A 24,930-nucleotide genomic window follows, 5' to 3' on the forward strand; every position below is an offset into this window, starting at 1 on the left:
TCATGTGCGCACCCTCATGCGGCTAGGTTGTTGGCGGGCATCAAGCCGTCGATATGGCGAATCCCCAGCCCCGGAGCATTGGTCACACTGATCTCCGATTCGTTGAATAGCACACCGCTGGTCACCGGATCGTATTGGCTCAACGAGGGGCCATCCAGATCCACCTTGCTGATCACGTCGGACTTGGCTACCGCCAAATGCACGGCGGCGGCAACACCAATACTGGATTCCAGCATGCAGCCAATCATGCAGTCCATGCCGTACAAGCTGCAAATATCGGCAATTTTGATGGCATTGGAAATGCCACCGGTTTTCATCAGCTTGATGTTGACGATATCAGCGGCACGCATGCGAATCAGTTCCACCACTTCGCGGGGGCCGAACACGCTTTCATCGGCCATCACGGGTGTATGCACGCGTTCGGTGACATAGCGCAAGCCGGCCAAGTCGTGCGCCTTGACCGGTTGTTCGACCAGTTCGAGCTTCACGCCTGCATCTTCCAGGGTTTGCAGCGCATACACCGCCTGCTTCGCCGTCCAGCCTTGATTGGCATCCAGTCGCAGCAGGGCACGGCCTTCCACGGCGGCGTGGATGGCTTTGGTGCGTTCGATATCCAAGCCGATGTCTTTGCCCACCTTGATTTTCAGCGACTCAAAACCACGCTCCACCGCTGCCAGTGAATCCGCCACCATCTTGTCGATGTAGTCCACGCTGATGGTGATGTCGGTGGTAATGGCCGGCTCGCCACCGCCCAGCAATTGGTACAGCGGCGCGCCGTACAGCTGCCCCCACAAGTCATACAGCGCAATCTCCACCGCCGCTTTGGCGCTGGTGTTTTTCTCCATCGAAGACTGCACCAGTGCGGTCAGATGGTTGAGGTTGGCGATGTCTTGGCCAATCAATCGCGGGGCAATGTAATGACGCACTGCTTCGACGATGGAGCCGTGGGTGTCGCCAGTGATGACGGCAGTCGCAGGGGCACTGCCATAGCCAACATGGCCATCGTTGGTGTGCACCATCACCACCACGTCTTCGACTTGATCGACCACGCGCAACGCGGTTTTGAAAGGGGTTTTCAGCGGCACGCGCAGCATGCCAAAACGGATGTCGGTGATCTTCATGGCATGGCCTTCATTGGAGTTTGCCCACCCGCACGATATTGGTGATGCGATCCACGTAGTCGGTGTCCTTGTCGAAACGCAGTGGCAGGAGCGGGGTGACGGATACGCCATTCAGATGCATGCTGTGCAGTGTGCCATCCCTGTCAAGATAGCTGCCGCCGTTGGTGTCATGAATGACATACGGGGCACCATTGATGCGACCCAAAAACAGCATCACGTGACCGGGGATGTAAATCAGATCGCCGACGTCTAGCGTGGCGACTGCGGCCATGCGCTGCTGGCGGGGGGTGCGGGCATCAAAATGGATGCGCGAAAATACCGGACTGACCGCTTGCGCACTGGTATTGCGCGGCATCAGCACGCCCATGCTGCGATACACATCGGACACAAAGCCGCTGCAATCGCGACCGTTGTAGCTATGCCCCCAGCCGTAGCGTTCACCGAGGAATTTGAAGGCTTGGCGAATCACATTGGCACGGGTGAGGGGCAGCGCAGCGGGGCTGCTATCGGTGTTTTTCTGCAGTAGCGCGGGCGCGAAGGCAAGCCGGCCGTCGTCGTTGCGCATGGGCAAGTCGAGGATCCACGACGTGTATGGATGCTGGCCGTTGACTGGCTTGTTGACGGCAACGTCCGCCAACGGAATACGCGTGCCCATGTCCAATTGCAGCTCGGACAGGTGCGGTTGCTCACGCGTGAACAGCGTGCGCGGCTTGGCCCCGGTGATGATGCGAAATGGCGCGCGGGTGGCATAACCCAGCACGGCATCACGCCCACCTTCGGCAATTGCGCTGGCCTCCACCCACGCCGCGTAGCGCTGACTGAGCACAAATAGCCACTGGCCATCGGCGCTGGATTGGGTGATGACCACGGCGTCGCCGGGGAACAGCGCGCTTTCCTGGAAACGGTCGATATCGGTATCCCCTTGGCTGGAAAATACCCGCAAGGTGGTCGGGAATGTGCGCAGTGCAGTGCGGCGCACGGCCATGCCATAGCGGGTGGCTTGATTGGCCGGGATTGCAGGCAGAGCGCGATTGGCGACGATGGCATCCAGTGTTGCCTGAGGGATCGATTTTCCGGTGTCATCCCAGAGTGGCTTGGTTGGAGCCGATGCTGATTCCTCGATCCAGGTGCGCACTTGCGCACCCGTCAAGCTGGCCGGAAGCGCAGCCAGATCGTGCATGGAAGGATCGTCATGCAATAGTCGCGCATTACGCGCTTCGATCTGTTGCGGCGTCAGTAGCAACTGTGCGGGCTGCTGGGTGCGTGCCAGCCAGAACGCGGGGGTCAGCTGTGCGTCTTGTATCCCGATCACTCCGCTGGCAGGCAGTTGCAGCGGGCTTGTCGATGGCGTGCGAGCAGCTGCCGGAACGGTGGCAAGCAACAACGTTGCCACCAGCAGGTGCCGGTGCCAGGACGGGTGGAGCGAGGTGCGGAGGGGAGCCATGCCAATCCTTTGCGGGTAAGCCGTACAAGTGTGTGCTGCTGTCTGTGCATTGGGCAACGCGTTGCCTAGTGTGCAGGAAGTGATGCTTTTGGAATACATGATTCAAGTATTTTATACTTAAAGAATAAATTATTGACAAGTGGATCGGCGTGGTGTTACACCTGTCATGCATCGCAGTGTCGATGGGGACTTTGGTCTGGATGCTGCTGTCGTTCACACATATATCGGACACGATCGGGGAAACGTCATGAGCAATGACCGTATTTTGCGTAAATCCATTTTGAGCATCGCTATGGGGCTGTGCATTGCCTCGCTGGCATCGGTACCTGCGCTGGCACAAACCGCAACTGGCGGTGTAGCGGGGCGTGCGAATGCTGGTGACACCATCACTGTCACCAGCGCCACCACTGGACAAAGCCGTACAACAACGGTCAACAAGGACGGCACGTACCGCATCGGCCAGTTACCGCCGGGCAGTTACACGCTGGCAACAGGCAAGGGTAATCCCATCGCGTTTGCGGTTGACTTGGGCAACACCACCACGGTCAATCTGAAATCCGAAGGCAGTCCGACCAACCTGGAGGCCGTGCAGGTGATCGGTAGTGGCGTGGTCAATCGCGTGGACGTGCACAGCACGGAAACCGCCACCGTTATCGACCGTCAAGAATTGGCGCGGTTGCCTGTGGATCAAAGCATGGGTGCGGTAGCGTTGCTTGCACCGGGTGTCATCAAGGGTAATTCGTCGTTCGGTGGTATTTCATTTGGCGGCTCATCGGTGGCCGAAAATCAAATCTATGTCAACGGCTTGAATGTCACGGATTTTTACCGCCGGCAGGGCAATTCCAGTGCGCCGTTTGCGTTCTTTGATCAATTTCAGGTCAAGACCGGTGGCTATTCGGTGGAATTCGGGCGCAGTACCGGTGGTGTGGTCAATGCTTCAGTACGCGCCGGTGGCAATGAATTTCATGGTGGCGCGGAACTGACCTTCGAGCCGGCAGCCTTCAGTGCTGCCACCGATGATCATGTGTTCACCCATCCCACCGCACCCACGACCTATGTGCGGGGCAGTCGTGACAAGTCCAGCTTGACCAAGACCAATATTTGGGCATCTGGGCCCATTGTGAAAGATCGCCTGTTCTTCTTTGCGATGTACGAAAACCAGGACTATCGTGCTGGCAATACCGACAACACCGGCTCCGATTGGACGCGCACCAAATCGAATAATGGCTTTTGGGGTACGCGGTTGGATTGGAATATCACCGACAATCATGTGCTGTCGCTGATGGCCTTCTCCGACAAGGCGGATTCTGCTGCTTCGGCTTATGCTTACGACTGGTCAAGCGAAAGGATTGGTGCCTACGGCGGTGACACCATGAATGAGACCGGCGGCAAGAACTGGACGTTGACCTATACCGGTCATTTCGGTGAAAACTTCGTTGCCAAAGCGATGTATGGCGAAAACGACCGCAATGCGTTTACCCATTCAGTGCTGGATATCGACTGCAATCCGATTTCAGTCGATGGCAGTTATGCAGGGGCCGGTGCATTGGTAGGCAAGACCGTAGGTTGTCACCCGACCGGTGATTCCGTGACCAAGATGGACAACACCCGCAAAATCGGCCGTTTGGATTTTGAGTGGGCATTGGGCAACCATCTGCTGCGGTTTGGCCTGGACCAAGAGAAGCTGACCACGCAGCAAAGCTCGTATTACCCTGGTCCTGGCGGTGATGCGTTGTTGGCAATGACGCTTGCTGCCGGCACTGAAATCGTGGATGGTTCCGGCGTGTTTTTGTCTCAAAATACCGACATCATTCGCAAACGGCATCGCGTACTTGGCGGGGCATTTGAAACCGTCAATAATGCCTACTACATCGAAGACAACTGGAATATCACCGATAGCTTCTTGCTCAATCTTGGTGTGCGGATCGACAATTTCAAGAACAAGACTGCGGCGGGCGATGCCTTCATCAACATCAAGAACTTGGTGGCCCCGCGTGGCGGTTTCAGCTGGGACATGAAGGGCGACGGCACCACCAAGTTGTACGGCAATTTGGGGCGTTATTACCTGCCGGTAACCAATATCATCAGTACGTCATTTGCCGGCGGGTTGGTGGATGAGTACAGCTTCTTCCAGCTCAATGGTTGGCAACAGGCCACCAATCCTGAAACCGGTGCCACCTACATGGCACCCATTATCGGCGCGCAAATTGGCCCTACCGACAAAAGCATGAACACCGGTGGGGATGACCTGCGAGGTATCTTCCCGAAGGACTTGAAGGCGGTTTATCAAGACGAGGCGATTTTCGGCTACGAGCGCGCCATCAATGAGGCGTGGTCGTGGGGTGTGAATGCCACCTATCGTCGAATGAACCGCACCATCGAAGATACCCGCATTACGCATTCCAACTGCCCGAGTGGTTTCAATTGGCCGATCATCAACCCTGGCGAGAAAAACACACTGTGGTGCGATGACATCGGCAATGGCCAAGGCGGTTGGGTGGAGCTGGATACCAGTGTCGATGGGTACAAAAAGACCAACGGTGAAATCATCGGTTACAAAAAGCCCAAGCGCGAATACAAGGCGTTGGAGTTCCAGCTGGATCGTGCCTGGGATGGCAAGTGGTCGTTCAATGCCAGCTATCTGTGGTCAAAATCGACCGGAAACTTTGAAGGTCCGGTGAATTCAGATACCGGCTACAACGACACTGGCATGGTGCAGTACTACGATCATCCGGCGGTGAACGAACGCTATGGGGTGCTGTTCAATGATCACCGTCATCAGGTGAAGTTGCGCGGCAGCTACAAGTTGAACGACATGTGGTCATTTGGCTCCACGTTGACCGTACTGTCGGGCGGGCCGATTACCGCTTATGGCACCTACTGGCCGGGGGACAACCGTGCGGCGGGCTCATCGGGTGAATTCAGCGGCGGTGGTTCCGGTTGGATCTGCGTAGCCAACTGCAAGCAAGCGTACAACCTGCGGCAGTACGAGTACACCGGGCTGGGTGCATTCGGCCGGATGCCGTGGACCTTTGACTGGGGTGCAAGCGTGACCTGGACCATGCCGGTGCCGGACGTGGACTTGAAGGTGCGCCTGTCGGTGTACAACCTGCTGAACAAGCAAACCACGGTGCGTGTGCGGACCCGTTACGAGGTCACTCCCGGCGTCTATCGTGAAACCTTTGGTGAAGGCTCCAATTGGGCGGCGCCACGTTCCGCACAGTTGGTGCTGACCTACAACTTCTGATTGCGGTAACCCGTAGTCACGGCAGTGTGTGGTTCCCCTGGGGGCGGCCCTTCGCCGGGCCGCCATTTTTTTTGAGGTTTGAAAAATGCAGGATGTGACTTCGTGCTGGAGCACCGGGGTGTTTGCCGGTGTGGATTTGGAACAGCTGGCCCTGCGTGAAGGCACGCCCTTGTATGTGTACTCCGCGCCGGCGATTCGCAGCCGTATGCGCGCCTTGCACGATGCCTTGCAGGGGTTGAACGCGGGCATTCGCTATGCCGTCAAAGCCAATGGCACGCTGGCCGTGTTGCAGTTGTTGGCGGAGCAGGGCGCGGGTGCCGATATCGTGTCTGCAGGCGAATTACAGCGTGCCCTGCGGGCAGGCATTGCCGCGTGCGACATCGTGTTTTCCGGTGTCGGCAAGACCGATGCAGAAATCGGCATGGCGCTGGCTGCGGGTGTGGGCCGCTTCAATCTGGAATCGCGTGCAGAGCTTGATGCGGTTCAGCGGATTGCCGCTGCACGCGGTTGCATGGCCACTGCTTCGGTGCGCATCAATCCCGACGTGGACGCGCAAACCCACGCCAAGATTTCCACCGGTAAAGCCGAGAACAAATTCGGGGTTGCGATCAGTGAAGCGCGTGCGTGGTTCGATGCGCACACAACATGGCCCAACGTGCAGCTGGATGGCTTGCATATGCATATTGGGTCGCAACTGCTCAGCCTTGCGCCGGTGGCAGAGGCCGTTCAGCGGATGGCCACGTTCTGGCAGCAATTGGTGGTTGCAGGGCACAGCATTGCAAGTCTGGATGTGGGTGGTGGCTTGGGTGTGCGCTATCGCGAGGGCGAACATGCGCCCGCAGCGCGGGACTACGCCGACATTTTGCGCACCGCATTTGCCGGCTTTGATGGTCGAATCCTGGTGGAGCCAGGTCGCTGGCTAGTGGCCGAGGCGGGCGTGCTGTTGTCGCGCGTGGTGTTGGTAAAACAGGGCGAGGCGCGCCGGTTCTTGGTGCTGGATGCGGCGATGAACGATCTGTTGCGCCCCAGCTTGTACGAGGCATGGCATGACATCGTGCGTATTGGTGACGATGCTGGCCGTGAATCCTTGGCCTATGACGTGGTGGGGCCGGTGTGTGAAACCGGCGACACCTTCGCGATGGATCGGACATTGCCGCGCTGCGCTGCCGGCGAGTTGGTCGCGATATTGGGCACCGGTGCGTATGCGTCGTCGATGGGGTCGACCTACAATTCGCGCCCATTGCCTGCGGAAGTACTGGTGGACGGAGGCCGCTATGCGCTGGTTCGTCGACGCCAGACATTCGATGCGATGATTGCCGACGAGCAACCCGCTAGCGTTTGGAACAGCCCATGAAGCCGTCTACAGCCACGATGTGCCTAGCCCTGTTGCTGCTGATTGGCGCGGCGCAAGCGCCGGCTCAAGTGCCGTCACAAGCCAGCGTAGTCGGCATCGCGAGCAGTCCTGCGCCAACGGCAGAGATGATCGACGCCATGGTACGCGCCACTATCCGGCGTTATCAGTTGCCGGGAATTGCAGTGGGCGTGATCGAGGATGGCCGGCTGGTATTCGCACGTGGCTATGGCGAAACCGTGCACGGCAGTGGCGACCCCATCACGCGGCACACCTTGTTCAAGATTGCCAGCAACAGCAAGGCGATGACCGCCGCGCTGTTGGCACGCTTGGTGCAACAGGGCAAATTGCAATGGAATGACCCGGTGGTGAAGTATTTGCCAGAGTTCGCCATGCACGATGCGTGGGTCACCGCGCATATGACCGTGAATGATCTGCTGGTGCATAACAGTGGCCTGCCCGAAGGTGGCGGCGATTTGATGCTGTGGCCCGAGCCCAACGCATTTACCCGTGACGACATCGTGCATGGCTTGCGTTATATCAAGCCTGCTTACGGGTTTCGTGCCGGCTATGCCTACGATAATTTGTTGTACGTGGTGGCTGGCAAAGTCGCGGAAGCTGCTGGCGGCGCAACCTATGAAGCGTTAATCCAGCGCGAGTTATTTGAACCGCTCGGACTGCACGATTGCAAGGTGGGTGCATTTGTCTTGCGCGAGGCCGGCAGCGTGGCGCAGCCGCACGGCCGTGATGGCGACAAGATCGTACCCACGCGTCCAGACCCGGCGCAGGTGCCGGCCATTGCGTCGGCACCTGCGGGCGGCGTTCGTTGCAGCTTGGACGATATGTTGGTGTGGGCGAATAATTTTCTTGCCCCCACGCCTGCGCAACTGCAATGGCTGTCACCTGTGCAGCGCGCTGAATTGTGGGAGGCACGCACACCCATGCCCATTTCCCGGCAACGTCGGCAGTGGGACAACACCCATTACTACGCCTATGCCTATGGCTTCCGGCTGGCCGATGTGGACGGGCAATGGACGGTGTCGCATACCGGTACCTTGGGCGGCATGTATTCGATGATGATGCTATTGCCCGATCGTAAATCCGGCTTCGTGTTCATGATCAATGGCGATGGCGGCAACGCACGCACCGTGCTGGGCACGGCATTGCTGAAATTATTTACCGCTCCGGCAACTTCACTCGGCGTGGATGGTTATGCCAATGCCTTGGCCAAGCCCGCAATCAGCACGCCCGCCACAGCGCACGCGCCGCTGCCTGATCTCCGCAAGCGCACTGCCGTGCGGCCTGCTGCAATGCGCAATTGGCTTGGGGTTTGGCGTGATCCGTGGTTTGGCGACGTGCGGATCTGTGGCGTAGGCCAGCACGTGGAATGGCGCTCTGCGAAGTCAGAGAAAATGCACGGTCAAATCACCCAGCTGGATAGCCGCATGTTGCTGGTGTGGCAGGATGAGGCGGTGGATGAAAACGCGTGGCTTGACTTCACTGGCAATGGCCAGTCACGCCGGTTACGCATGGCCAAATTTGACCCGCATGGGGATTTTTCATCCGACTATGAAGACCTCGATTTCCAACGCGTGGGCGATTGTGACTAACCGATGGCGCTGTGCGCGTGGGCTGTTGCCGCTGTGCCTGGTGTGGGTCGTGATGATCCCTGTGGCAGCATCGGCGGCAGAGCGTCCTTCCTCCCGGCAGCCTGTCATGCCCAATGCCGCAATTGATCAACTCTTGCATGACTATCAAGGTGATGTGCCAGGCGCTTCGCTGTTGGTGTTGCAAGATGGCGTACCGCTGGTGGCGCGTGGCATGGGCAAATCCGATCTGGAAACTGGCACGGCGGCCGGCCCGCAGACCAACTACCGCCTTGCATCGGTGAGCAAACAGTTCACCGCCGCTGCCATTTTGCTGCTGCTGCAAGATGGCAAGCTGACCTTGGACGATCCCGCGCGCAGATGGTTACCCTTGCTGCCGCCGGAAACCGGGGCCATCACCCTGCGCCATCTGCTGACCCACACCTCGGGTCTGATTGATTATGAAGACCTGATGGTAGAGCCGTACACCGGTCAGATCCACGATGCCGGGGTGCTGGCCCTGCTGGCGCAGGAACATCGTTTGTATTTTGCGCCGGGTACCGCATATCGCTACAGCAATAGCGCCTACGCACTGCTGTCGCTGATTGTGGAACGTGCCAGTGGCATGGACTATCCCGGCTTTCTGCAAGCGCGGATTTTTCAGCCATTGGGGATGACGCATACGCTGGCTTTTGTGGACGGCGCTGCAGCAGTGCCGCAGCGGGCCTTTGGCTATAGCTGGGCAGATGGCCATTGGCAACGCACCGATCAAAGCTCAACCAGTGCAGTGCTGGGGGATGGCGGGATCTACTCCAACATCGACGACCTGGCCAAATGGGATGCCGCCCTGTACGACGACCGCCTGTTGACCAGCGCTTCGCGTGCACTGGCGTTTGGTCCGCACGCGGAAGTCACTGGTGAAGGCTACCAGGCCCGCTATGGGTTTGGTTGGCGCATGACCGGGGACACCCAGTGGCATTCCGGCGAAACCATTGGCTTTCGCAATGTCATCGTGCGCTGGCCAGCGCGGCATCTGAGTGTGGTCTTGCTGACCAATCGCAACGATTCGGAACCCTACAAAACCGCACTGGCGATCGGCGCACTGTTCCAGCAACCGTAAATTTCGACCTCGCAGTCGCGGAAATTGCGACACGCGCCGTCTAAGATGCAGCCTTCTTCTAATGCTGACGCCACGATGGCCAAACCTCCCGGCAAACCCCGTACGGCCTACGTGTGCACCGAGTGCGGTGCCGATTACGCCAAATGGCAGGGCCAGTGCGAGGCCTGCGGGGCATGGAATACCTTGTCTGAAATCGCGCTGGAAACCGCAGCGCAAGCCAAGTCACCGGCCGCGCGCCGCAGCGGTTGGGCGGGCAAAGTGGATGCGCCGAAGATCACGCCCTTGGCCGAGGTGCGCACCGACGAGCAAGCGCGGGCATCGACCGGCATCAGTGAGTTTGACCGCGTACTGGGCGGTGGCTTGGCCGAGGGCGCAGTGGTGCTGGTGGGTGGGGATCCGGGCATCGGCAAATCCACTTTGTTGCTGCAAACACTGGCCAAAATGGCCGGCAGCTTGCCGGGGTTGTATGTGACAGGCGAAGAGTCGCTGGCGCAAGTGGCGGGCCGTGCGCAGCGGCTGGGCTTGCCATTGGCAGGCTTGCATGGCTTGGCCGAAACCTGCGTGGAGCGCATTCTGGAACACGCCATCGTCGCCAAGCCGCGCCTGCTGATTGCCGATTCCATCCAAACCTTGTGGACGGACACCTTGAGCGCAGCACCAGGGTCGGTGAGCCAGGTACGCGAAGCCGCGGCGCGCTTGGTGCGTTATGCCAAAGAAACCGGCACGGCCGTATTTCTGGTCGGGCACGTGACAAAAGAGGGCGGTATCGCCGGGCCGCGTGTGCTGGAGCACATGGTGGATGCGGTGCTGTATTTCGAAGGTGATTCCGGCAGTCGTTTTCGTGTGCTGCGTGCATTCAAAAATCGCTTTGGCGCCGTCAATGAGCTGGGTGTGTTTGCGATGTCCGATGCCGGCCTGCGTGAAGTGGCCAATCCTTCCGCGATATTTTTATCCGGCAGCGGCCGCCCGCAACCGGGCAGTTGCGTGATGGTGACCCGCGAAGGTACGCGCCCGTTGCTGGTGGAAGTGCAAGCCTTGGTGGACGCATCGCCGTTGTCCAACCCGCGCCGCGTGGTAGTGGGCCTGGAAGGCAACCGGCTGGCCATGCTGCTGGCGGTGTTGCATCGCCACGGCGGGGTGATGGTGGGCGATCAAGACGTGTTCGTGAATGTGGTGGGCGGTATCCGCGTGCAAGAAACCGCCGCCGACTTGCCGGTGCTGTTGGCGGTGCTCTCGTCACTGCGCAATGCTCCATTGCCCGACAAAACCATCGCGTTTGGCGAAGTGGGCCTGAGTGGTGAAATCCGTCCGGTGCCAAACGGCGAAGAACGCCTGAAAGAAGCTGCTACTCACGGCTTCAAACGCGCCATCGTGCCCAAGGCCAACGCACCGAAAGCCGGCAGCTACAAAGGAATGGAAGTGATCGCGGTGGAGCGATTGGCCGACGCGCTGGAGCAAGCGTGAGCGCGAGTGCGCAGGCCAGGCGGCTGCAGGGTATGGGCGCGTACTTGCATGCGTTGGATGCGCGATTGATGGACAACGTGCCGCCGCGTTGGGCGATAGGGTTGCCATCGGCCGTACGTGAGCTTGCATGGTTTGGCATCAAGGAAGCGCGTGCGTGCCTGTTTGCCGGTTTGTTCTTCGCCGCCGTGTTTGCGATGCCGCGTGCAGGGTTGTTTGGCATCCCGCGCTACGACCTGCTGTTGGTGTATGCACTCGTCGTGCAGCTATGGATGCTGCGTGCGCAACTGGAAACCCGGGATGAGTTTCGCGCTATCTGCTTGTTCCACGCGGTAGGCTTTTGTCTGGAGGTGTTCAAGACCGCGATGGGCTCGTGGAGCTATCCGGATGCTGCCTACACCAAATTGTTTGGTGTGCCGTTGTTTTCCGGCTTCATGTATGCCTCGGTGGGCAGCTACATCATCCAGGCATGGCGGCTGTTTGACCTGCGCATCCGCCATCACCCGCCGTATTGGATGGCGGTTGCCGCCGCGCTTGCCATTTATCTCAATTTCTTCACCCATCACTGGCTGGGTGATTACCGCTGGTACATCGCGGCGCTGGTATTGGGCCTGTATGCGCGCACCAGCGTGCTGTTCCGGCCGCTGGATCATGTGCGCAAAATGCCGTTGCTGCTGGCGTTCGTGCTGATCGGTTTTTTCCTGTGGCTGGCCGAAAACATCAGCACGTTCTACGGTATCTGGAGCTACCCCAACCAGATGGGCGCGTGGTCGCGCGTGCATTGGGGCAAGTGGAGTTCATGGTCGCTGCTGGTGATCATGACCTTCACGATTGTGGCTGGCCTGAAACACGTCAAAGCCAGCATCCACGTGCCGCCGGAATGAGGTTAATGCCCGCCCGCAGCAGCCCCGCCGATCTTGGCGGCAAACGGCGGCTTGGCCAACCATACGAAGGCGATCACGACGAGGAAGATGATGCCGAGCAGGTGGAAGATTTCGTTGAAGCCGATTTGTGCGGCCTGGTTGGAGATCATTCTTTCCAGCACCGCCGCGCTGCGTTGCATATCGCCGCCGCCGTATTGCACCAAGTGTTGCATCGCGGCCGGATCCAGCCTGGACACACTCTCGGTTATGTGCGCATGGTGGAATGCACCGCGCTCGCTCCAGGCATAGGTGGTGAGCGAAGCCGCAAAACTGCCGCCGAGTGTGCGCAAGAACGTCATCAAGCCGGAGCCTGCCGAAATTTCATGCGGGGCCAAATCCGATAGCAGAATTTGCAGCACCGGCATGAAGAACAGCGCCACGCCCAGCCCTTGGAACAATTGCACGGCGGCGATGGTGTGGAAGTCCACCTCCAGATTGAAGCCGGAACGCAGGAAACTGGTCATCGACATTGCCACGAAGGCAACACTGGCCAGGATGCGCAGATCGAATCGATTGGCATATTTGCCCACCAGTGGGGTTAGCAGAACCGGCAAAATACCGATCGGTGCGGTGGCAAACCCGGCCCAGATCGCGGTGTAGCCAAGATTGCGTTGCAACCACAATGGCACCAGAATGCCGACGCTGAAAAATGCGCCATAGGCCACCACCATCGCGGCGGTGCCTGCCGCAAAATTGCGATGGCGGAACAGGCGCAAATTGACGATGGGGTCTTTGTCGGTCAGCTCCCAGATCACGAACACCGCAAGCGAAATCGCTGCCACGATAGTCAGTATCACTATCGTGTGCGAGGCAAACCAGTCCTCGTCATTGCCCAAATCCAGCAGGATCTGCAGCGCGCCCACGCCCAGTACCAACGTGGCCAGGCCGATGTAGTCCATCTTCGGCTTTTCGAGTTTTTCCGGGCGGCCTTTCAGCTGTCTGCCCACCACGGTACTGGCAAAAATCCCGATCGGAATGTTGATGAAGAAAATCCATTCCCAACTGTAGTTGTCGGTGATCCAGCCACCCAAAATGGGCCCGGCAATGGGGGCAACCACGGTCACCATTGCCAGAATTGCAATGGCTTGGCCGCGCTTGGCGGGTGGGTAGATGGAGAGCAACAAGGCTTGGGTGACGGGATACATCGGCCCAGCCAACAAACCTTGCAAGGCGCGCGCCGTCACCAACAACCCCATCGAATGCGCCAGTCCGCACAGGCATGAGGCAAACACAAAGCCCAGCGTGGACCACATGAATAACTTGCGTTCACCAAACCGACGCGCCAGCCAGCCGGTCAATGGCAGCGCAATCGCGGTGCTGACCGCGAACGAGGTGATCACCCAGGTGGCTTGGTTGGCACTGCCGCCCAAATTGCCGGAAATGGTGGGCAACGACACATTGGCGATGGTGGTGTCCAGCACCTGCATGAAGCTGGCCAGCGCCAGCCCCAGTGTGGTCAGCGGCACATTGGGCGGGCGGAAATCCGCAAGACTCGGGGTCCGGGTTTCCGGGCCGGGGGGCAGCCCGGCCGCTTCTTCTTGTTCGGCAAGGGTGGTCATGCGCGTGCCGGATCAGTTCTTGTGGCCCGGCAGGTTTTTTTCGACGATCGCGGTGATCATCGCGTCGGCGTCGTGCAATTGCTTGGCATAGGCCTCGGTGGCCAGCACCGGCTGGGTGGCGGCTGCGGCTGGCAGTACCGGCAACGACTGGTCGTGCACATTGACCTTGACCGCCATGCTCATCCCCAGCCGCAGTGGATGCTCACGCAGTTGCCGGGGATCCAGGGTGATGCGCACCGGGACGCGCTGCACGATCTTGATCCAGTTGCCGCTGGCGTTTTGCGCCGGAAGCAGTGCAAACGCGCTGCCGGTGCCCAATCCAAGGCTTGCCACCTTGCCATTGAACGCCACCGTGTCGCCGTACATGTCGGCAGTCAGCTTGACCGGTTGGCCAAGTCGCAAATTGTGCAGCTGGGTTTCCTTGAAATTGGCATCCACCCACACCTGTTGCAGCGGGATGATGGCCATCAACGTGGCGCCCGGTTGCACGCGCTGGCCCAGCTGCACGCTGCGCTTGGCCACATAGCCATCCACCGGCGCCACAATCGCAGCGCGTTGCTCATTCAGATAGGCCTGCCGCAGTTGTGCTGCTGCCGCTTGCACTTGTGGCTGATCGCTGACGGTGGTGGCATCGACCAACGCATGGGTGCGCGCCAATTGTCCACGCGAGCCGGCCAGTGCCGCCTCCATCGCTTTGAGCTGGGTTTGTGCGTGTGCCAGTTCTTCGGCCGAAACTGCACCGCTGGCCACCAACCCGCTGCGGCGTGCCACGTCCGCACGTGCTTGGCTCAGAGCCACTTCACGTGCGGCGATATCGGCCTGCGCGGAATCCACACTGCTATACAGCCCACGCACTTGCCGCACGGTGGCTGCAAGGTTGGCTTGCGCCTGTTCCAGCGCCACCTTGGCATCGTTGGGGTCCAGTTGCACCAGCACTTGGCCGGCGCTCACCCGCATGCCGTCATCGGCATTGATGGCTACCACCGTGCCCATCGTCTGCGGGGTGATGCTGACCACGTTGCCCTGCACGTAAGCATCGTCGGTGTCCTGCTGCCAACGCGCCACCAGCAGATAGTAGGCGGTCCAGGAGATACCGGCGAGCAAGGTAATCACCAGCAGGATCAGCAAGGCGCGGCGGCGTTTGCCGTTGCCGGCGGGCGGCAGCGCACTATGCGATGCCGGTAGTGGTGCGGGCTGGCCGGCGGAGGTATTGGGCGTGGTTTCAGTGGTCATGAGGGGGTCACTTGGAAGCCGTGGTGTTCTGGGCATTGGCGCTGGAGTTGACGGCAACGCCGCCGCCCAGTGCTTGATCGAGGTCGATGCTGGCTGCACGCCGTGCGGCGGTGAGTGCGGCCAATTGCTGGTCCAGCTGCAGCAAGGATTTTTGTGCGTTCAACACATCCAGTTGCGATGCCAGGCCGGCGTGCTGACGTTGTTGCACTTGCCGGTAAGCGCTATTGGCGGCGGTCTGTGCCTGGCGGGTACTGGCCAGCTGAGTGTCCAGTGCGTGCGCGGTTTGCACCGCATCGGCCACTTCCCGCATGGCGGCCAACAAGGTCTGGTTGTAGCTGGCCACCGCGATGTCGTGATCGGCTTGGCTGGCGCGTAATTGGCTGCGCAATTGGCCGCCTTCGAAAATCGGCAGACTCAGGGCCGGGCCGCCGTTGAGCAGCAGGGATTTGTTGCCAAACAGATCACCCAAGTTGCCCGCGGCCAATCCTGCTAGCGCACTGAGATTGAGGCTGGGATAAAACGCGGCTTTGCTGGCATCGATGCCGTGCTGCGCGGCTTCCACCCGCCAACGTGCCGCCACGATATCGGCACGCCGTGCCAACAGATCGCTGGATAGGGTGTCAGGCACCATGAGCTTGGGCTGCGCCAGCTGCGGCGGGGTGATGGCAAGGCCGCGATCCGGACCGGCGCCTAGCAGCAGCGCCAGCGCGTTGCGCAATTGTTCGATCTGGTGCTGCGCGGCTTGCTGTTGTTGACTGGCGAGCGCGGCTTGGCTTTGGTGTTGCGCCAGCCCGATGCCATTGTCCAGCCCCGCCTTGACCCGTTGCCGGTCGAGTACCAGCAACCCATCGGCGCGGGTGATTTCGGCTTGTGCAAGTGCTGCCTGGTCGAATGCTTGCGCCAGCGCAACGTAGGTGCGGGCGATGTTGGCCGCCAAGCTCAGCCGCGCTGCATGTGCATCCACTTCTAGCGCGTGCGCATTGCCGACTGCCGCCTGCCACTTGGCTTTGTCCTGCCCCCACACATCGGGGTTGTACTTCAGGCTCAGCATCAACAGATTGGCGACCTTGAACGAGCCACCGATGTCGTTGCCGGCCAAGGTTTCCGGCAACTGCATGCCGAGCACCTGCGCGCTGGCCCCCACCGACGGCTTGCGTGCGGCCTCGGCAATGCCGGCCTGCGCCTGCGCCTTGCGCGCACGCGCATCGGCCACGTCCAGGCTGGGCGCGTTGGCCAGTGCTTCATCCATCAGCGCATCCAGTTGCGGGTCGGCAAACGCTTGCCACCAACGCTCGCTGGGCCAAGCGGCTGCCGATAGCGGCGCGCCTGCAAGCGAACGAGCAACCGGGACGCTGGCAGCATCGCGCAGCGTGGTCTGGGTGACCAGCCCGTTGCTGCTGGCGCAACCGGCCAACAACAGCGTGCCGCCCAGGGCGATGATGAGAGGGGTCATTCGAAACATGGAGTCAATCCTGGGACAGCAAGTTGTCGCGGGCCTGCTCCAGCAGGCGGGTCAGTTGGGCACGGGTAGCATCGTCCATGCCTTGCAGCGCGCGTTCACGCACGCGCCGGCCGCATTGGTCCACATCGCGCCAAAGTTGGCGGCCGGCATCGGTGAGATGGATGTGCAAGGCGCGGCGATCGTTGGTGTCAGCCACTCGCTCCACCAGCTCGCGCGCTTCCAATTTATCCAGCAGGCGGGTCATCGCGCCGGGGTTGAGATCGGCAGTACGGGCCAAGTCGGTGACCCCGGCAGTGCCTACCGCCAAGGTCTTGATCACGATGTACTGGCTGAACGTCAGCGCATGTCCGGCCAAGGCCAATTCGCGCTCCATGCGCGCCCACATGGCGTCGCGCACTTGCCGGAACAACAAACCCAGGGTGGAGCCGCTGCAGGCCTCGGGGGGGAAGATTGGCGTGTTCATGGCGCGGCATAATGCCCGCCTGCGCAATAGTTGTCAATGCAAACATTGCAATGGCAAGTGTATGTTCAGCCAGTGCGGTGCAACACCAGTTCCAGCACGAATTTGCTGCCGAAAAATGCCAATACCAGCAGCGCCATGGCGGTCAGTGTCCAGCGCACCGCGATCGCACCACGCCAGCCATAGCGCCAGCGTCCCAGCAGCAACACGCCAAACGCGAGCCATGACAGCAGACTGAGCACGGTTTTATGCACAAGGTGCTGGGCCAGCAGGTTGTCCACAAACAGCACGCCGGTCAGCAACGTGGCTGTCAGCAGCGTAAACCCCACGACAATGGTGCGAAACAGCAAGGTTTCCAGCGCGGTCAGTGGGGGCAGGGCGCGCAGCCACAGATGAAATTCGCGGCGGCGCAGGGCGCGTTCCTGGAGCCACAAGAACATGGCCAGCAAGGCTGCCAGTGCCAGCGTGGCGTAGGCCAGCAGGGCCAGCCATGCGTGCAACAGCAAGCGCCAATCCAATGGTTCCGGTTGCTTGGTGTGGCCATACATGCCATAGCCCACCAGCAGGGCAGCGGCCAGTGGAAAGACCACGACTCCAAGTGCGCGCATGCGCCCGCCAATGCCCGCAAAGGTGGTCATGGCGGCCATTCCCAGCCCCACCAGCGATAGTGCGGCAAAAAAATGCAGGTCGGTATTGCCGGAATGCCGCCAGCCCAACCAATGGAAGACGGCATGCAGCACTACGGCAGTGCTGGCCGCCAGCAGCCAGCCGCGCGAGAGGGTGCGCTCCGGGCGCTGTACGCCCATCGCCAGCCAAACGGTGGCGATCAGATACAGCAGTGTGCTGGCAACAAGAATGCTCATTTGCGAAGTGTCGCACAGCGGTGCTTGTCAGCACCGTGGCGAGCGGTGCTATGCTGGATACAGGCCAAGCTTTCGGGGGTTTCATGCAGACCATGCACGCAGCGTATTTGCCCGAGCGCAGCCCGCTCTGGAAGGTGTTTTGGCTGTATGGCGTGATACCCAGCAGCGCGTTGTGGCTGGCGGTGTACTGGCTGGTTAATCACCACCAATTGCCGGGTGCCACTCTTGGCATGCTGGTGTTCCTGCTCGCCTACACTGCCTGGATCGTGGCGGCGGTGTGGAAAGTTGCACCCAGTGCCAAGGATCCGCGGTATGGGGTGATGGCGCAGGCGTTGACTGTGGGTTGGGCAATCAACACCGTATTGATTGCCTTCTTCGTCGGCTTGCAGACGTTGCGACTGCTACTGGTCGGCTGACGCTCTCAACCAAACTGCAACACGGCACCATTGCGGTCAAACGTGGCAAATTGCGCCACTTGGCCATTATTGATGGCGTTCACCATGAAGCGCAGTGGTTGTGCCGCTTCGTCGGCGCTGGGTGCAATCCCGGCGCGGCCTGCCAGGCTGCCCACAAAGACCATGTCCCATGCTTGACCGGTGGTTGCGGATTCGGCCACCAGGGCGGCAAAACTTTCAATGTCTGCAGGGGCTTTGTCCACGCACAAACTGGGCGTGAGCGTGCCACCTTCGCGATTTTCGAAACGCTCGCGCTGCTGGGCGCTGGCGTTCTCCGGCAATTCCACTTTGGCGAACACAAACAGCAAGCGTTGCGGCTCTGGCTGCCGGTGGGCGGCGTCAAGAAGATCCTGGAAACTGGCAAGGCTCATGGTGATACATCCGGATGGGGCAGCGATGGGGGCGCAGCTTACACGCCCATGCTGCCCCGGGCAGCAGCCCAAACGGCTGGAATGGGTGAATATTGATCGCAATCAAGCGCAAGCACCCGAACTGCGGCTACTCTAGCCAACGTCAGGACGCGCCTTGTGCGCGAACTCCAAGCCCGGCCGCCTACGTTCGTTGCATGGCATTGAATACGGCAACCGGGCCGCGGCATTGATCGATGTGGTCAGCGCTGCCGGGTCGGCACCGGAAACGGTTCGGCCTCCCGTATTTGGACTGGAGCGTTGAGATGGCAACCCTTGTGGACGGCTTTGGCCGCACATTTCCTTATTTGCGGCTGTCGTTGACCGAGGCCTGCAATTACCGTTGCAGCTATTGCCTGCCGGACGGCTATCAGGCCGATGGCCGCCCCACGTTTTTGAGCTTGGACGAAATCACGCGGCTGGTGCGCGGCTTTGCGGCGGTGGGCATGCGCAAGATCCGCCTGACCGGTGGCGAGCCCAGTTTGCGCAAGGACTTGCCATCGATCATTGCCGCTGTCTCGGCCACACCCGGGGTGCAGAAAATTGCGCTGACCACCAATGGCTGTTTGTTGCCCAGGCATGTGGGCATCTGGCGCGACGCGGGTCTCACCGCGCTCAATGTCAGTTTGGATAGTTTGAACCCGGCACGCTTTGCCACCATCACCGGCCACGACCGCTTTGCGGAGGTCACCGAAGGTGTGGAGATGGCGCTGGGGCTGGGCTTTGCTGCGGTCAAGCTCAACGCGGTGTTGCTGCGCGGTTTGAATGACGATGAATTGCCGGCGTGGTATGACTACCTGCGCGAGCGCAACATCGCCATTCGTTTCATCGAACTGATGCGCACTGGCGACAACCAAGCGTATTTCGAGCGCCACCACTACCGCGCCGAAGCATTGGAGCAGCAGTTGGTCGATGCCGGTTGGACGCAGCAAGCGCGTGCGCCCGATGCAGGCCCGGCGCGGGAATATGCACATCCGGACTATCGCGGCCGGATTGGCATCATCGCGCCGTATTCGAAGGATTTCTGCGCTGGCTGCAACCGCCTGCGTGTCACCGCGCGTGGCGATTTGCGGCTGTGTCTATTCGGGGATTTTGGCATCCCGCTGCGGCCCTTGCTGCAATCGGATGCTGACTTGGATGCGCTCACTGCACGCATCGCCACCCAGCTGGGCTTGAAGGCTGCCGGTCACGGCCTGCATCAAGGCAATACCGGCATCACTCCGCATTTGGCTTCGATTGGCGGTTAATCAAGATGACAACGCAACGTGACGCGGCTTTTTACATGGCCGATATCCGCAGCAAACGGCCCACCCGCCGGCGTGCAGTGGCGGTGGGCGAGTTTTTGCCGGGGCCGGAGGCGTTTGCCACCGTGATCGAGCGCCGCCTGCCCAAAGGCGATGCACTGGTGATGGCGGAAATCGCCGGCCTGCAAGGGGCCAAAATGGCCTCGATGCTGATGCCGCTATGCCATCCGATTTCGCTGGAGCTGGTGCGGGTGCGCTGCGTGCCGGTGCCGGAGCGACACGCCATCCGCGTGTATTGCGAATGCGCGCTGGAAGCCCGTACCGGCGTGGAGATGGAGGCGTTGGCCGGCGTCAACGCGGCCCTGCTGACCCTTTACGATCTGACCAAACCCGTTGAGCCGGCACTTGCTATCAGCGGCATCCGTCTGTTGTTCAAAGAGGGCGGCAAGAAGGGGTTGTGGGTGCATCCAGACGGCATGGATGAGGACGAGCGCGGGCATTACCAGCCGCGTGACCTGGCCCGTCTCGACGGCGTGCCCTGTGCCGTCATCACCCTCAGTGACCGTGCCAGTGCCGGTGAATACGAGGATCGTTCCGGCCCGGTGCTGGTGGCGGGCTTGCGCAAGCTCGGTGCGGATGTGGATGACATCGAAGTGCTGCCCGACGGGATCGACCCGCTGGCCGAACGCTTGCGCACGCTGTCGCAACAAGGTGTGCGGCTGTGTGTCTGCACCGGCGGTACCGGCCTTGGGCCACGCGATGTGACGCCGGAAGCATTGCGCCTGGTGGCCGACCGCAGCGTGCACGGGCTGGCCGAAATGATTCGCAGCGAAAGTGCAAAACACACGCCCTTGGCATGGCTGAGCCGTGCCGAGGTGGTGCAACTTGGCGCGATGTTGGTGTTCGCCTTGCCGGGCAGCCCGCGTGCCGCGCAGCAGTGCATGGACATACTGGCGCCCTTGCTGGGGCATGCACTGGCCATGCTCGATGGACGGCCGCACGCATGATCGGGTTCGACGAGGCGCTGGCGTTGATTCAGCGCGAAGTGGCGGTGCTGCCGGCGCGCACCTGCGCCGCACCCGACGCGGTGGGGTTGGTCTTGGCCAGCGATGTGTGCAGTGGTGAAGATCTGCCGCCATTCGATAACTCCGCGATGGATGGCTTCGCGCTGCGGATTGGCAGTGAACCGCTGGCAGTGGGCGCAGAGTTGGATGTGGCCGGCGCGCAGGCAGCCGGCGATACCCACGCGATCGCCACGTCAGGTGCATGGGAAATCATGACCGGTGCGCGCCTGCCCGACGGCTTGGATGCGGTGATTCCGGTGGAGCAAGTGGAGGTGCTGGTGCGCGACGGCGCTGACCGCCCGCTGCGGATTCGCACCACGGCGGTGGTGGAGCCCGGCCAGCATGTGCGTTTGCGCGGCGAAGATGTGCGTACTGGCGCATGCATCCTGAAGGCTGGGACCCGGATTGAAGCCCCGCAATTGATGCTGTTGGCGGCCTTGGGTGTGGCGCAGGTGCGGGTGCGGCCGGCGCCACGGGTGGCGCTGCTGACCACCGGCCGCGAACTGGTGGATGACCCCACCCGGACGCTGGCTTCGGGTGAAATCCGCAATAGCAATGGCCCGTATCTGGCCCAGCGCGTGCGCGATGCCGGCGCGCAATTGGTGTTGCGGGAAACCGTCAGTGACGATGCCGATGCGTTTCTGGCAGCGCTGCAACGTGCGCTGGCGGCGGGGGCCGAGGTGGTGTTGAGCACCGGCGCGGTGTCGATGGGGCGCTATGACTTCGTGCCCGATGCTTTGCGCAGGATCGGGGCTTGCCTGCATTTCCACAAAGTGCGGATTCGCCCCGGCAAACCCTTGTTGTTTGCCAGCTTGCCCGGCGGGCAGCTGTATTTCGGCCTGCCCGGCAACCCGGTGTCCAGCGCGGTGGGGCTGCGCTTTTTTGTGGAGCCTGCGCTGCGGGTTTTGTTGGGCTTGGCACCAGAGCGTGCGCTGCGGGTGCCATTGGCGGCGGCATTCAATAAGCGCGCAGCACTGCGCTTTCATCTGAAAGGTGGACTGGAACTTGACCAGCACGGGCAGTTGCAGGCGCGCGTGCTGCCGGGGCAGGAATCGTTCCGGATCGCGCCGATGGCGCAGGCCAATTGCTGGATCGTGCTGCCAGACACGGCAGCATCACCCGCTGCCGGCGCAATGGTCGATGTGTATGGCTTGGGGCATTGGCTGCCCCCGCAACTGGATGAGGTGATGACGTGAAGGTCGAGTTGAGCCTGTTTGGTGCATTTCGGCAGTACCAGCCATCGGCGCAATTGACGCTGGAATTGGCCGATGGTGCTTGCGTGGCGGATCTGCGCGATGCCGTGGACGCCCATGGCAAGGCGCATTGGCCGGCTTTTCAATCGGCGCTGCTGGCACGTTCGGCATTTGCCAGCGACACCCGTGTGCTGCGCGATGGCGAGGTACTTCCCACCGACGGCAAGATGGCGGTGCTGCCGCCAGTGAGTGGGGGTTGAGGATGCCGCAGCATCGGACTGAAGTGATGGATCTTGCCGATGGCAAGCTGGACCCGGCTGCGGCATTGGCGTTTGTATCCGACCCCAAGTTTGGCGGCATTACGATGTTCGTCGGCCGCGTGCGCGATTTGAACCACGGCCGCCACGTCACGGGCATCAGCTACGACATGTTCGTGCCGCTGGCGCTCAATGGCTTCGCCGAGATCGCTGCCCGCGCCGAGGCTGACTTCGGCGGCAAGCTCAAGCTCTACATCGGCCATGCCAAAGGGCGCTTGGGGATCGGTGACCTGGCCATGGTGGTGGCCGCCGGCACCCCGCATCGGGATGAAGCCTTTCGCGCCTGTCGGCAGGTCGTGGAGGCGGTCAAGCACACCAGCCCGATCTGGAAGCAGGAGCACTACATCGACGGTGACAGCGTGTGGAGCGAGGGCTGTTCGTTGTGCGAGCACACTCCCGCCGATGCGGAGGCCGGGCATTCGCATACCCATACCCATGGCCAGTCCCACGCGCACGGCAGCCTGCCATGAAAGTACAGTTGCAGGAACAAACCCTGCGGCTACGGCTGGATGAGGCCGAATTGGCCGCGCTGCAAGCCGGGCAGGAGGTGGGCAACCGCACCCGTTTGGTGCCGGGGGCAGCATTGTGCGTGCAGGTGCGCTTGACCCGGGACGAGGCGGCGGCTCTGGTGGGTAAGCCCGGCCACGTCACGTTTTTTCTCCCGCAGACACAGCTGGATCTTTATGTGCTGCGCCTGCCATGCCGCGAGGGGCTGTGCTTTTCGCTGCCGGTGGGGGGTGAGGATAGGCTGGATATCGAGTTTGCGGTGGACGTGCGCGATAGCGTGCGCCAGCGCGGCGTAGTCAAGCGAGTTTCCCCGCGCAGCGGTTGACCTGTGTCAAGCAGGGAGTAAGGTAGCCGACGTGATTTGACTCCGATCAAACCGGGGGGGGCCTATGCAGGGCAGTATCTGGCGCATGGTGAAGGTAGCGCGGCCCCAGCGGGGCGCGACCGCAACCGCCGGATTCCCAACCTGCAGGTGCTTCCATGAGTGCGCAAATGGCTGAACGGCCTGTCCGCGTCGGTTCCGTGATTCAGGAGTGGCATCCCGAGGATGCTGCGTTCTGGGCGCGGACCGGCAACCGGATCGCCAATCGCAACCTCGCTATCTCCATCCCGGCACTGTTGCTGGCGTTTGCCATCTGGCAGATGTTTTCGGCGGTGACCATCAGCCTGCCGAAGGTGGGCTTCACGTTTGATACCAATGAGTTGTTCTGGCTGGCGGCGTTGCCCGCGTTGTCCGGCGCCACCTTGCGCATTTTCTATTCGTTTGTGGTGCCCATGTTCGGTGGTCGCCGCTGGACCGCAATTGCCACCGCTTCGCTATTGATTCCAGCGATCTGGCTGGGCGTTGCGGTGCAAGACGCCAGCACCCCGTACTGGCACTTCGTCGCGATTGCCATTTTGTGTGGCTTCGGTGGCGGCAATTTCGCCTCGTCGATGTCCAATATCTCGTTCTTCTATCCCAAGGCCAAGCAAGGCTTTGCACTGGGAATGAATGCGGGGCTGGGCAATCTGGGCGTGTCGGCTACCCAGTTCGTGATTCCGCTGGTCATCACGATGGCACTGTTCGGCGGGGTCGTCGGTGGCCCGCAGCTGACCGCCGAAGGCAAGCAACTGTTCCTGCAAAACGCGGGGTTTGTATGGGTGCCGTTTCTGCTGATCTGCGCGGTGGCCGCATGGTTTGGCATGCATGATCTGGCGGCGGCGCGTTCCTCGTTTGCCGAGCAGGCGGTGATCTTCAAGCGCAAGCACAACTGGCTGATGTGCTGGCTGTATATCGGCACCTTTGGGTCGTTCATCGGCTTCTCGGCGGGCTTCCCGATGCTGATCAAAACCCAGTTCCCGGATGTCAACCCGATGACCTATGCCTTCCTGGGCCCGCTGGTGGGTGCACTGATGCGCTCGGTGGGGGGGTGGTTGTCGGACAAGTTGGGCGGCGCGCTGCTGACCTTCTGGGTGTTCGCGCTGATGATTGTTGGCGTGTTCTGCGTGCTGCATTTCCTGCCGCAGCATGGTCAGGGCGGCAATTTCTACGGCTTCCTCGGCAGCTTCATGGGCTTGTTCGTGTTGTCGGGGATTGGCAATGCATCCACCTTCCGCATGATCCCGGTGATCTTTCGCACCCTGCATGCGCGCTGGTCGGTCAATGAGGATGCCGAAGGCAAGGTGGCTGCCACCCGCCAAGCGGGCATTGAATCGGCGGCAGTGATCGGATTCAGTTCGGCCATTGGTGCGTACGGTGGCTTCTTCATCCCGAAAAGCTACGGCTCCTCCATCGCGTGGACCGGTGGCCCGGAAATGGCGCTGTACGGCTTCGTGGTGTTTTACGCCACCTGCCTTGCGGTGACGTGGTGGTGGTACTTCCGTCGTGGTGCCGAAACACCATGCTGAGACGCTGTGCCAAGTCGTCGCATCAA

General features: G+C 61.0%; 22 protein-coding genes and 1 riboswitch. Of the genes, 14 read left to right on the forward strand and 8 right to left on the reverse strand.

Features of this window, described 5'->3' with window-relative positions; translation table 11 throughout:
- Nucleotides 1-14: 14 nt before the first annotated feature.
- Together K7B09_RS09470 and K7B09_RS09475 are read right to left on the reverse strand one after the other, a co-directional pair.
- On the reverse strand, nt 15-1,121 hold the full coding sequence (locus K7B09_RS09470) for a dipeptide epimerase (protein ID WP_223629217.1): 1,107 nt from the start codon (nt 1,119-1,121) through the stop codon (nt 15-17).
- A gap of 10 nt (nt 1,122-1,131) precedes the next feature.
- Complete coding sequence (locus K7B09_RS09475; protein WP_223629218.1) at nt 1,132-2,565, reverse strand: SH3 domain-containing protein; 1,434 nt, start codon at nt 2,563-2,565, stop codon at nt 1,132-1,134.
- Between the two features lie 247 nt (nt 2,566-2,812).
- Between K7B09_RS09475 and K7B09_RS09480 the strand changes: the two genes are divergently transcribed.
- The 6 genes from K7B09_RS09480 to K7B09_RS09505 all read left to right on the forward strand — a co-directional run bounded on the left by K7B09_RS09480 (nt 2,813) and on the right by K7B09_RS09505 (nt 12,214).
- Nucleotides 2,813-5,812 (forward strand): TonB-dependent receptor, encoded by a 3,000-nt coding sequence (locus tag K7B09_RS09480; protein WP_223629219.1) that lies wholly within the window; start codon nt 2,813-2,815, stop codon nt 5,810-5,812.
- Between the two features lie 85 nt (nt 5,813-5,897).
- Entirely contained in the window at nt 5,898-7,166 is a 1,269-nt protein-coding gene (gene lysA / locus K7B09_RS09485; RefSeq protein ID WP_223629220.1) for a diaminopimelate decarboxylase, read from the forward strand.
- Nucleotides 7,163-8,773 (forward strand): serine hydrolase domain-containing protein, encoded by a 1,611-nt coding sequence (locus K7B09_RS09490; protein WP_223629221.1) that lies wholly within the window; start codon nt 7,163-7,165, stop codon nt 8,771-8,773. The genes lysA and K7B09_RS09490 overlap by 4 nt, the downstream gene beginning before the upstream one ends.
- 106 nt (nt 8,774-8,879) lie before the next feature.
- A complete protein-coding gene (locus tag K7B09_RS09495; protein WP_374349819.1) occupies nt 8,880-9,869 on the forward strand; it encodes a serine hydrolase domain-containing protein in 990 nt (329 codons plus the stop codon).
- A 75-nt stretch (nt 9,870-9,944) separates the two neighbouring features.
- Nucleotides 9,945-11,333 carry a DNA repair protein RadA gene (gene radA, locus K7B09_RS09500; protein ID WP_223629222.1) on the forward strand — a complete coding sequence of 463 codons (1,389 nt, stop codon included), beginning with the start codon at nt 9,945-9,947 and terminating at the stop codon, nt 11,331-11,333.
- The gene (locus K7B09_RS09505; RefSeq protein WP_223629223.1) at nt 11,330-12,214 is read left to right on the forward strand and encodes a DUF817 domain-containing protein; all 885 of its coding nucleotides are present in this window, start codon (nt 11,330-11,332) and stop codon (nt 12,212-12,214) included. Before radA ends, K7B09_RS09505 begins: the two co-directional genes overlap by 4 nt.
- Nucleotides 12,215-12,216: 2 nt before the next feature.
- On the opposite strand, the gene K7B09_RS09510 is transcribed toward K7B09_RS09505, so the two are convergent.
- The 5 genes from K7B09_RS09510 to K7B09_RS09530 form a co-directional block, all read right to left on the reverse strand.
- Nucleotides 12,217-13,680 carry a DHA2 family efflux MFS transporter permease subunit gene (locus tag K7B09_RS09510; RefSeq protein WP_374349844.1) on the reverse strand — a complete coding sequence of 488 codons (1,464 nt, stop codon included), beginning with the start codon at nt 13,678-13,680 and terminating at the stop codon, nt 12,217-12,219.
- Between the two features lie 144 nt (nt 13,681-13,824).
- Nucleotides 13,825-15,045 (reverse strand): HlyD/EmrA/EmrK family protein, encoded by a 1,221-nt coding sequence (locus K7B09_RS09515; RefSeq protein ID WP_223629225.1) that lies wholly within the window; start codon nt 15,043-15,045, stop codon nt 13,825-13,827.
- A gap of 7 nt (nt 15,046-15,052) precedes the next feature.
- A complete protein-coding gene (locus tag K7B09_RS09520; RefSeq protein ID WP_223629226.1) occupies nt 15,053-16,498 on the reverse strand; it encodes an efflux transporter outer membrane subunit in 1,446 nt (481 codons plus the stop codon).
- Nucleotides 16,499-16,511: 13 nt separating this feature from the next.
- Nucleotides 16,512-16,970, reverse strand: coding sequence for a MarR family winged helix-turn-helix transcriptional regulator (locus K7B09_RS09525; protein WP_223629227.1), 459 nt, complete (start codon nt 16,968-16,970; stop codon nt 16,512-16,514).
- A 65-nt stretch (nt 16,971-17,035) separates the two neighbouring features.
- Complete coding sequence (locus K7B09_RS09530) at nt 17,036-17,830, reverse strand: cytochrome C assembly family protein (protein ID WP_223629228.1); 795 nt, start codon at nt 17,828-17,830, stop codon at nt 17,036-17,038.
- Between the two features lie 83 nt (nt 17,831-17,913).
- Here K7B09_RS09530 and K7B09_RS09535 point away from each other — a divergent pair, with 83 nt between their 5' ends.
- A complete protein-coding gene (locus K7B09_RS09535) occupies nt 17,914-18,246 on the forward strand; it encodes a hypothetical protein (RefSeq protein WP_223629229.1) in 333 nt (110 codons plus the stop codon).
- 5 nt (nt 18,247-18,251) lie between these two features.
- Here the strand turns inward: K7B09_RS09535 and K7B09_RS09540 are convergent, their stop codons facing one another.
- Nucleotides 18,252-18,656 carry a ribonucleotide reductase subunit alpha gene (locus K7B09_RS09540; RefSeq protein ID WP_223629230.1) on the reverse strand — a complete coding sequence of 135 codons (405 nt, stop codon included), beginning with the start codon at nt 18,654-18,656 and terminating at the stop codon, nt 18,252-18,254.
- A 153-nt stretch (nt 18,657-18,809) separates the two neighbouring features.
- A riboswitch (molybdenum cofactor riboswitch) is annotated at nt 18,810-18,967 on the forward strand.
- Here K7B09_RS09540 and moaA point away from each other — a divergent pair.
- The 7 genes from moaA (at nt 18,959) to K7B09_RS09575 (ending at nt 24,904) form a co-directional block, all read left to right on the forward strand.
- Nucleotides 18,959-19,939, forward strand: coding sequence for a GTP 3',8-cyclase MoaA (gene moaA, locus K7B09_RS09545; protein WP_223629231.1), 981 nt, complete (start codon nt 18,959-18,961; stop codon nt 19,937-19,939). Its footprint overlaps the riboswitch before it by 9 nt.
- Before the next feature lie 5 nt (nt 19,940-19,944).
- Nucleotides 19,945-20,943, forward strand: coding sequence for a bifunctional molybdenum cofactor biosynthesis protein MoaC/MoaB (moaCB, locus tag K7B09_RS09550; protein ID WP_223629232.1), 999 nt, complete (start codon nt 19,945-19,947; stop codon nt 20,941-20,943).
- The gene (locus K7B09_RS09555; RefSeq protein WP_223629233.1) at nt 20,940-22,196 is read left to right on the forward strand and encodes a molybdopterin molybdotransferase MoeA; all 1,257 of its coding nucleotides are present in this window, start codon (nt 20,940-20,942) and stop codon (nt 22,194-22,196) included. Before moaCB ends, K7B09_RS09555 begins: the two co-directional genes overlap by 4 nt.
- Nucleotides 22,193-22,453: a MoaD/ThiS family protein gene (locus tag K7B09_RS09560; protein ID WP_223629234.1), complete on the forward strand. Its 261-nt coding sequence runs from the start codon at nt 22,193-22,195 to the stop codon at nt 22,451-22,453. Before K7B09_RS09555 ends, K7B09_RS09560 begins: the two co-directional genes overlap by 4 nt.
- Before the next feature lie 2 nt (nt 22,454-22,455).
- Nucleotides 22,456-22,980, forward strand: a complete 525-nt coding sequence (locus tag K7B09_RS09565; RefSeq protein ID WP_223629235.1) for a molybdenum cofactor biosynthesis protein MoaE — start codon at nt 22,456-22,458, stop codon at nt 22,978-22,980.
- Nucleotides 22,977-23,342 (forward strand): DUF7009 family protein, encoded by a 366-nt coding sequence (locus K7B09_RS09570; protein WP_223629236.1) that lies wholly within the window; start codon nt 22,977-22,979, stop codon nt 23,340-23,342. The genes K7B09_RS09565 and K7B09_RS09570 overlap by 4 nt, the downstream gene beginning before the upstream one ends.
- Nucleotides 23,343-23,497: 155 nt before the next feature.
- Complete coding sequence (locus K7B09_RS09575; RefSeq protein WP_223629237.1) at nt 23,498-24,904, forward strand: NarK family nitrate/nitrite MFS transporter; 1,407 nt, start codon at nt 23,498-23,500, stop codon at nt 24,902-24,904.
- Nucleotides 24,905-24,930 lie beyond the last annotated feature (26 nt).

The organism is Thermomonas beijingensis (assembly GCF_020034655.1).
Classification (GTDB): Bacteria; Pseudomonadota; Gammaproteobacteria; order Xanthomonadales; family Xanthomonadaceae; genus Thermomonas; species Thermomonas beijingensis.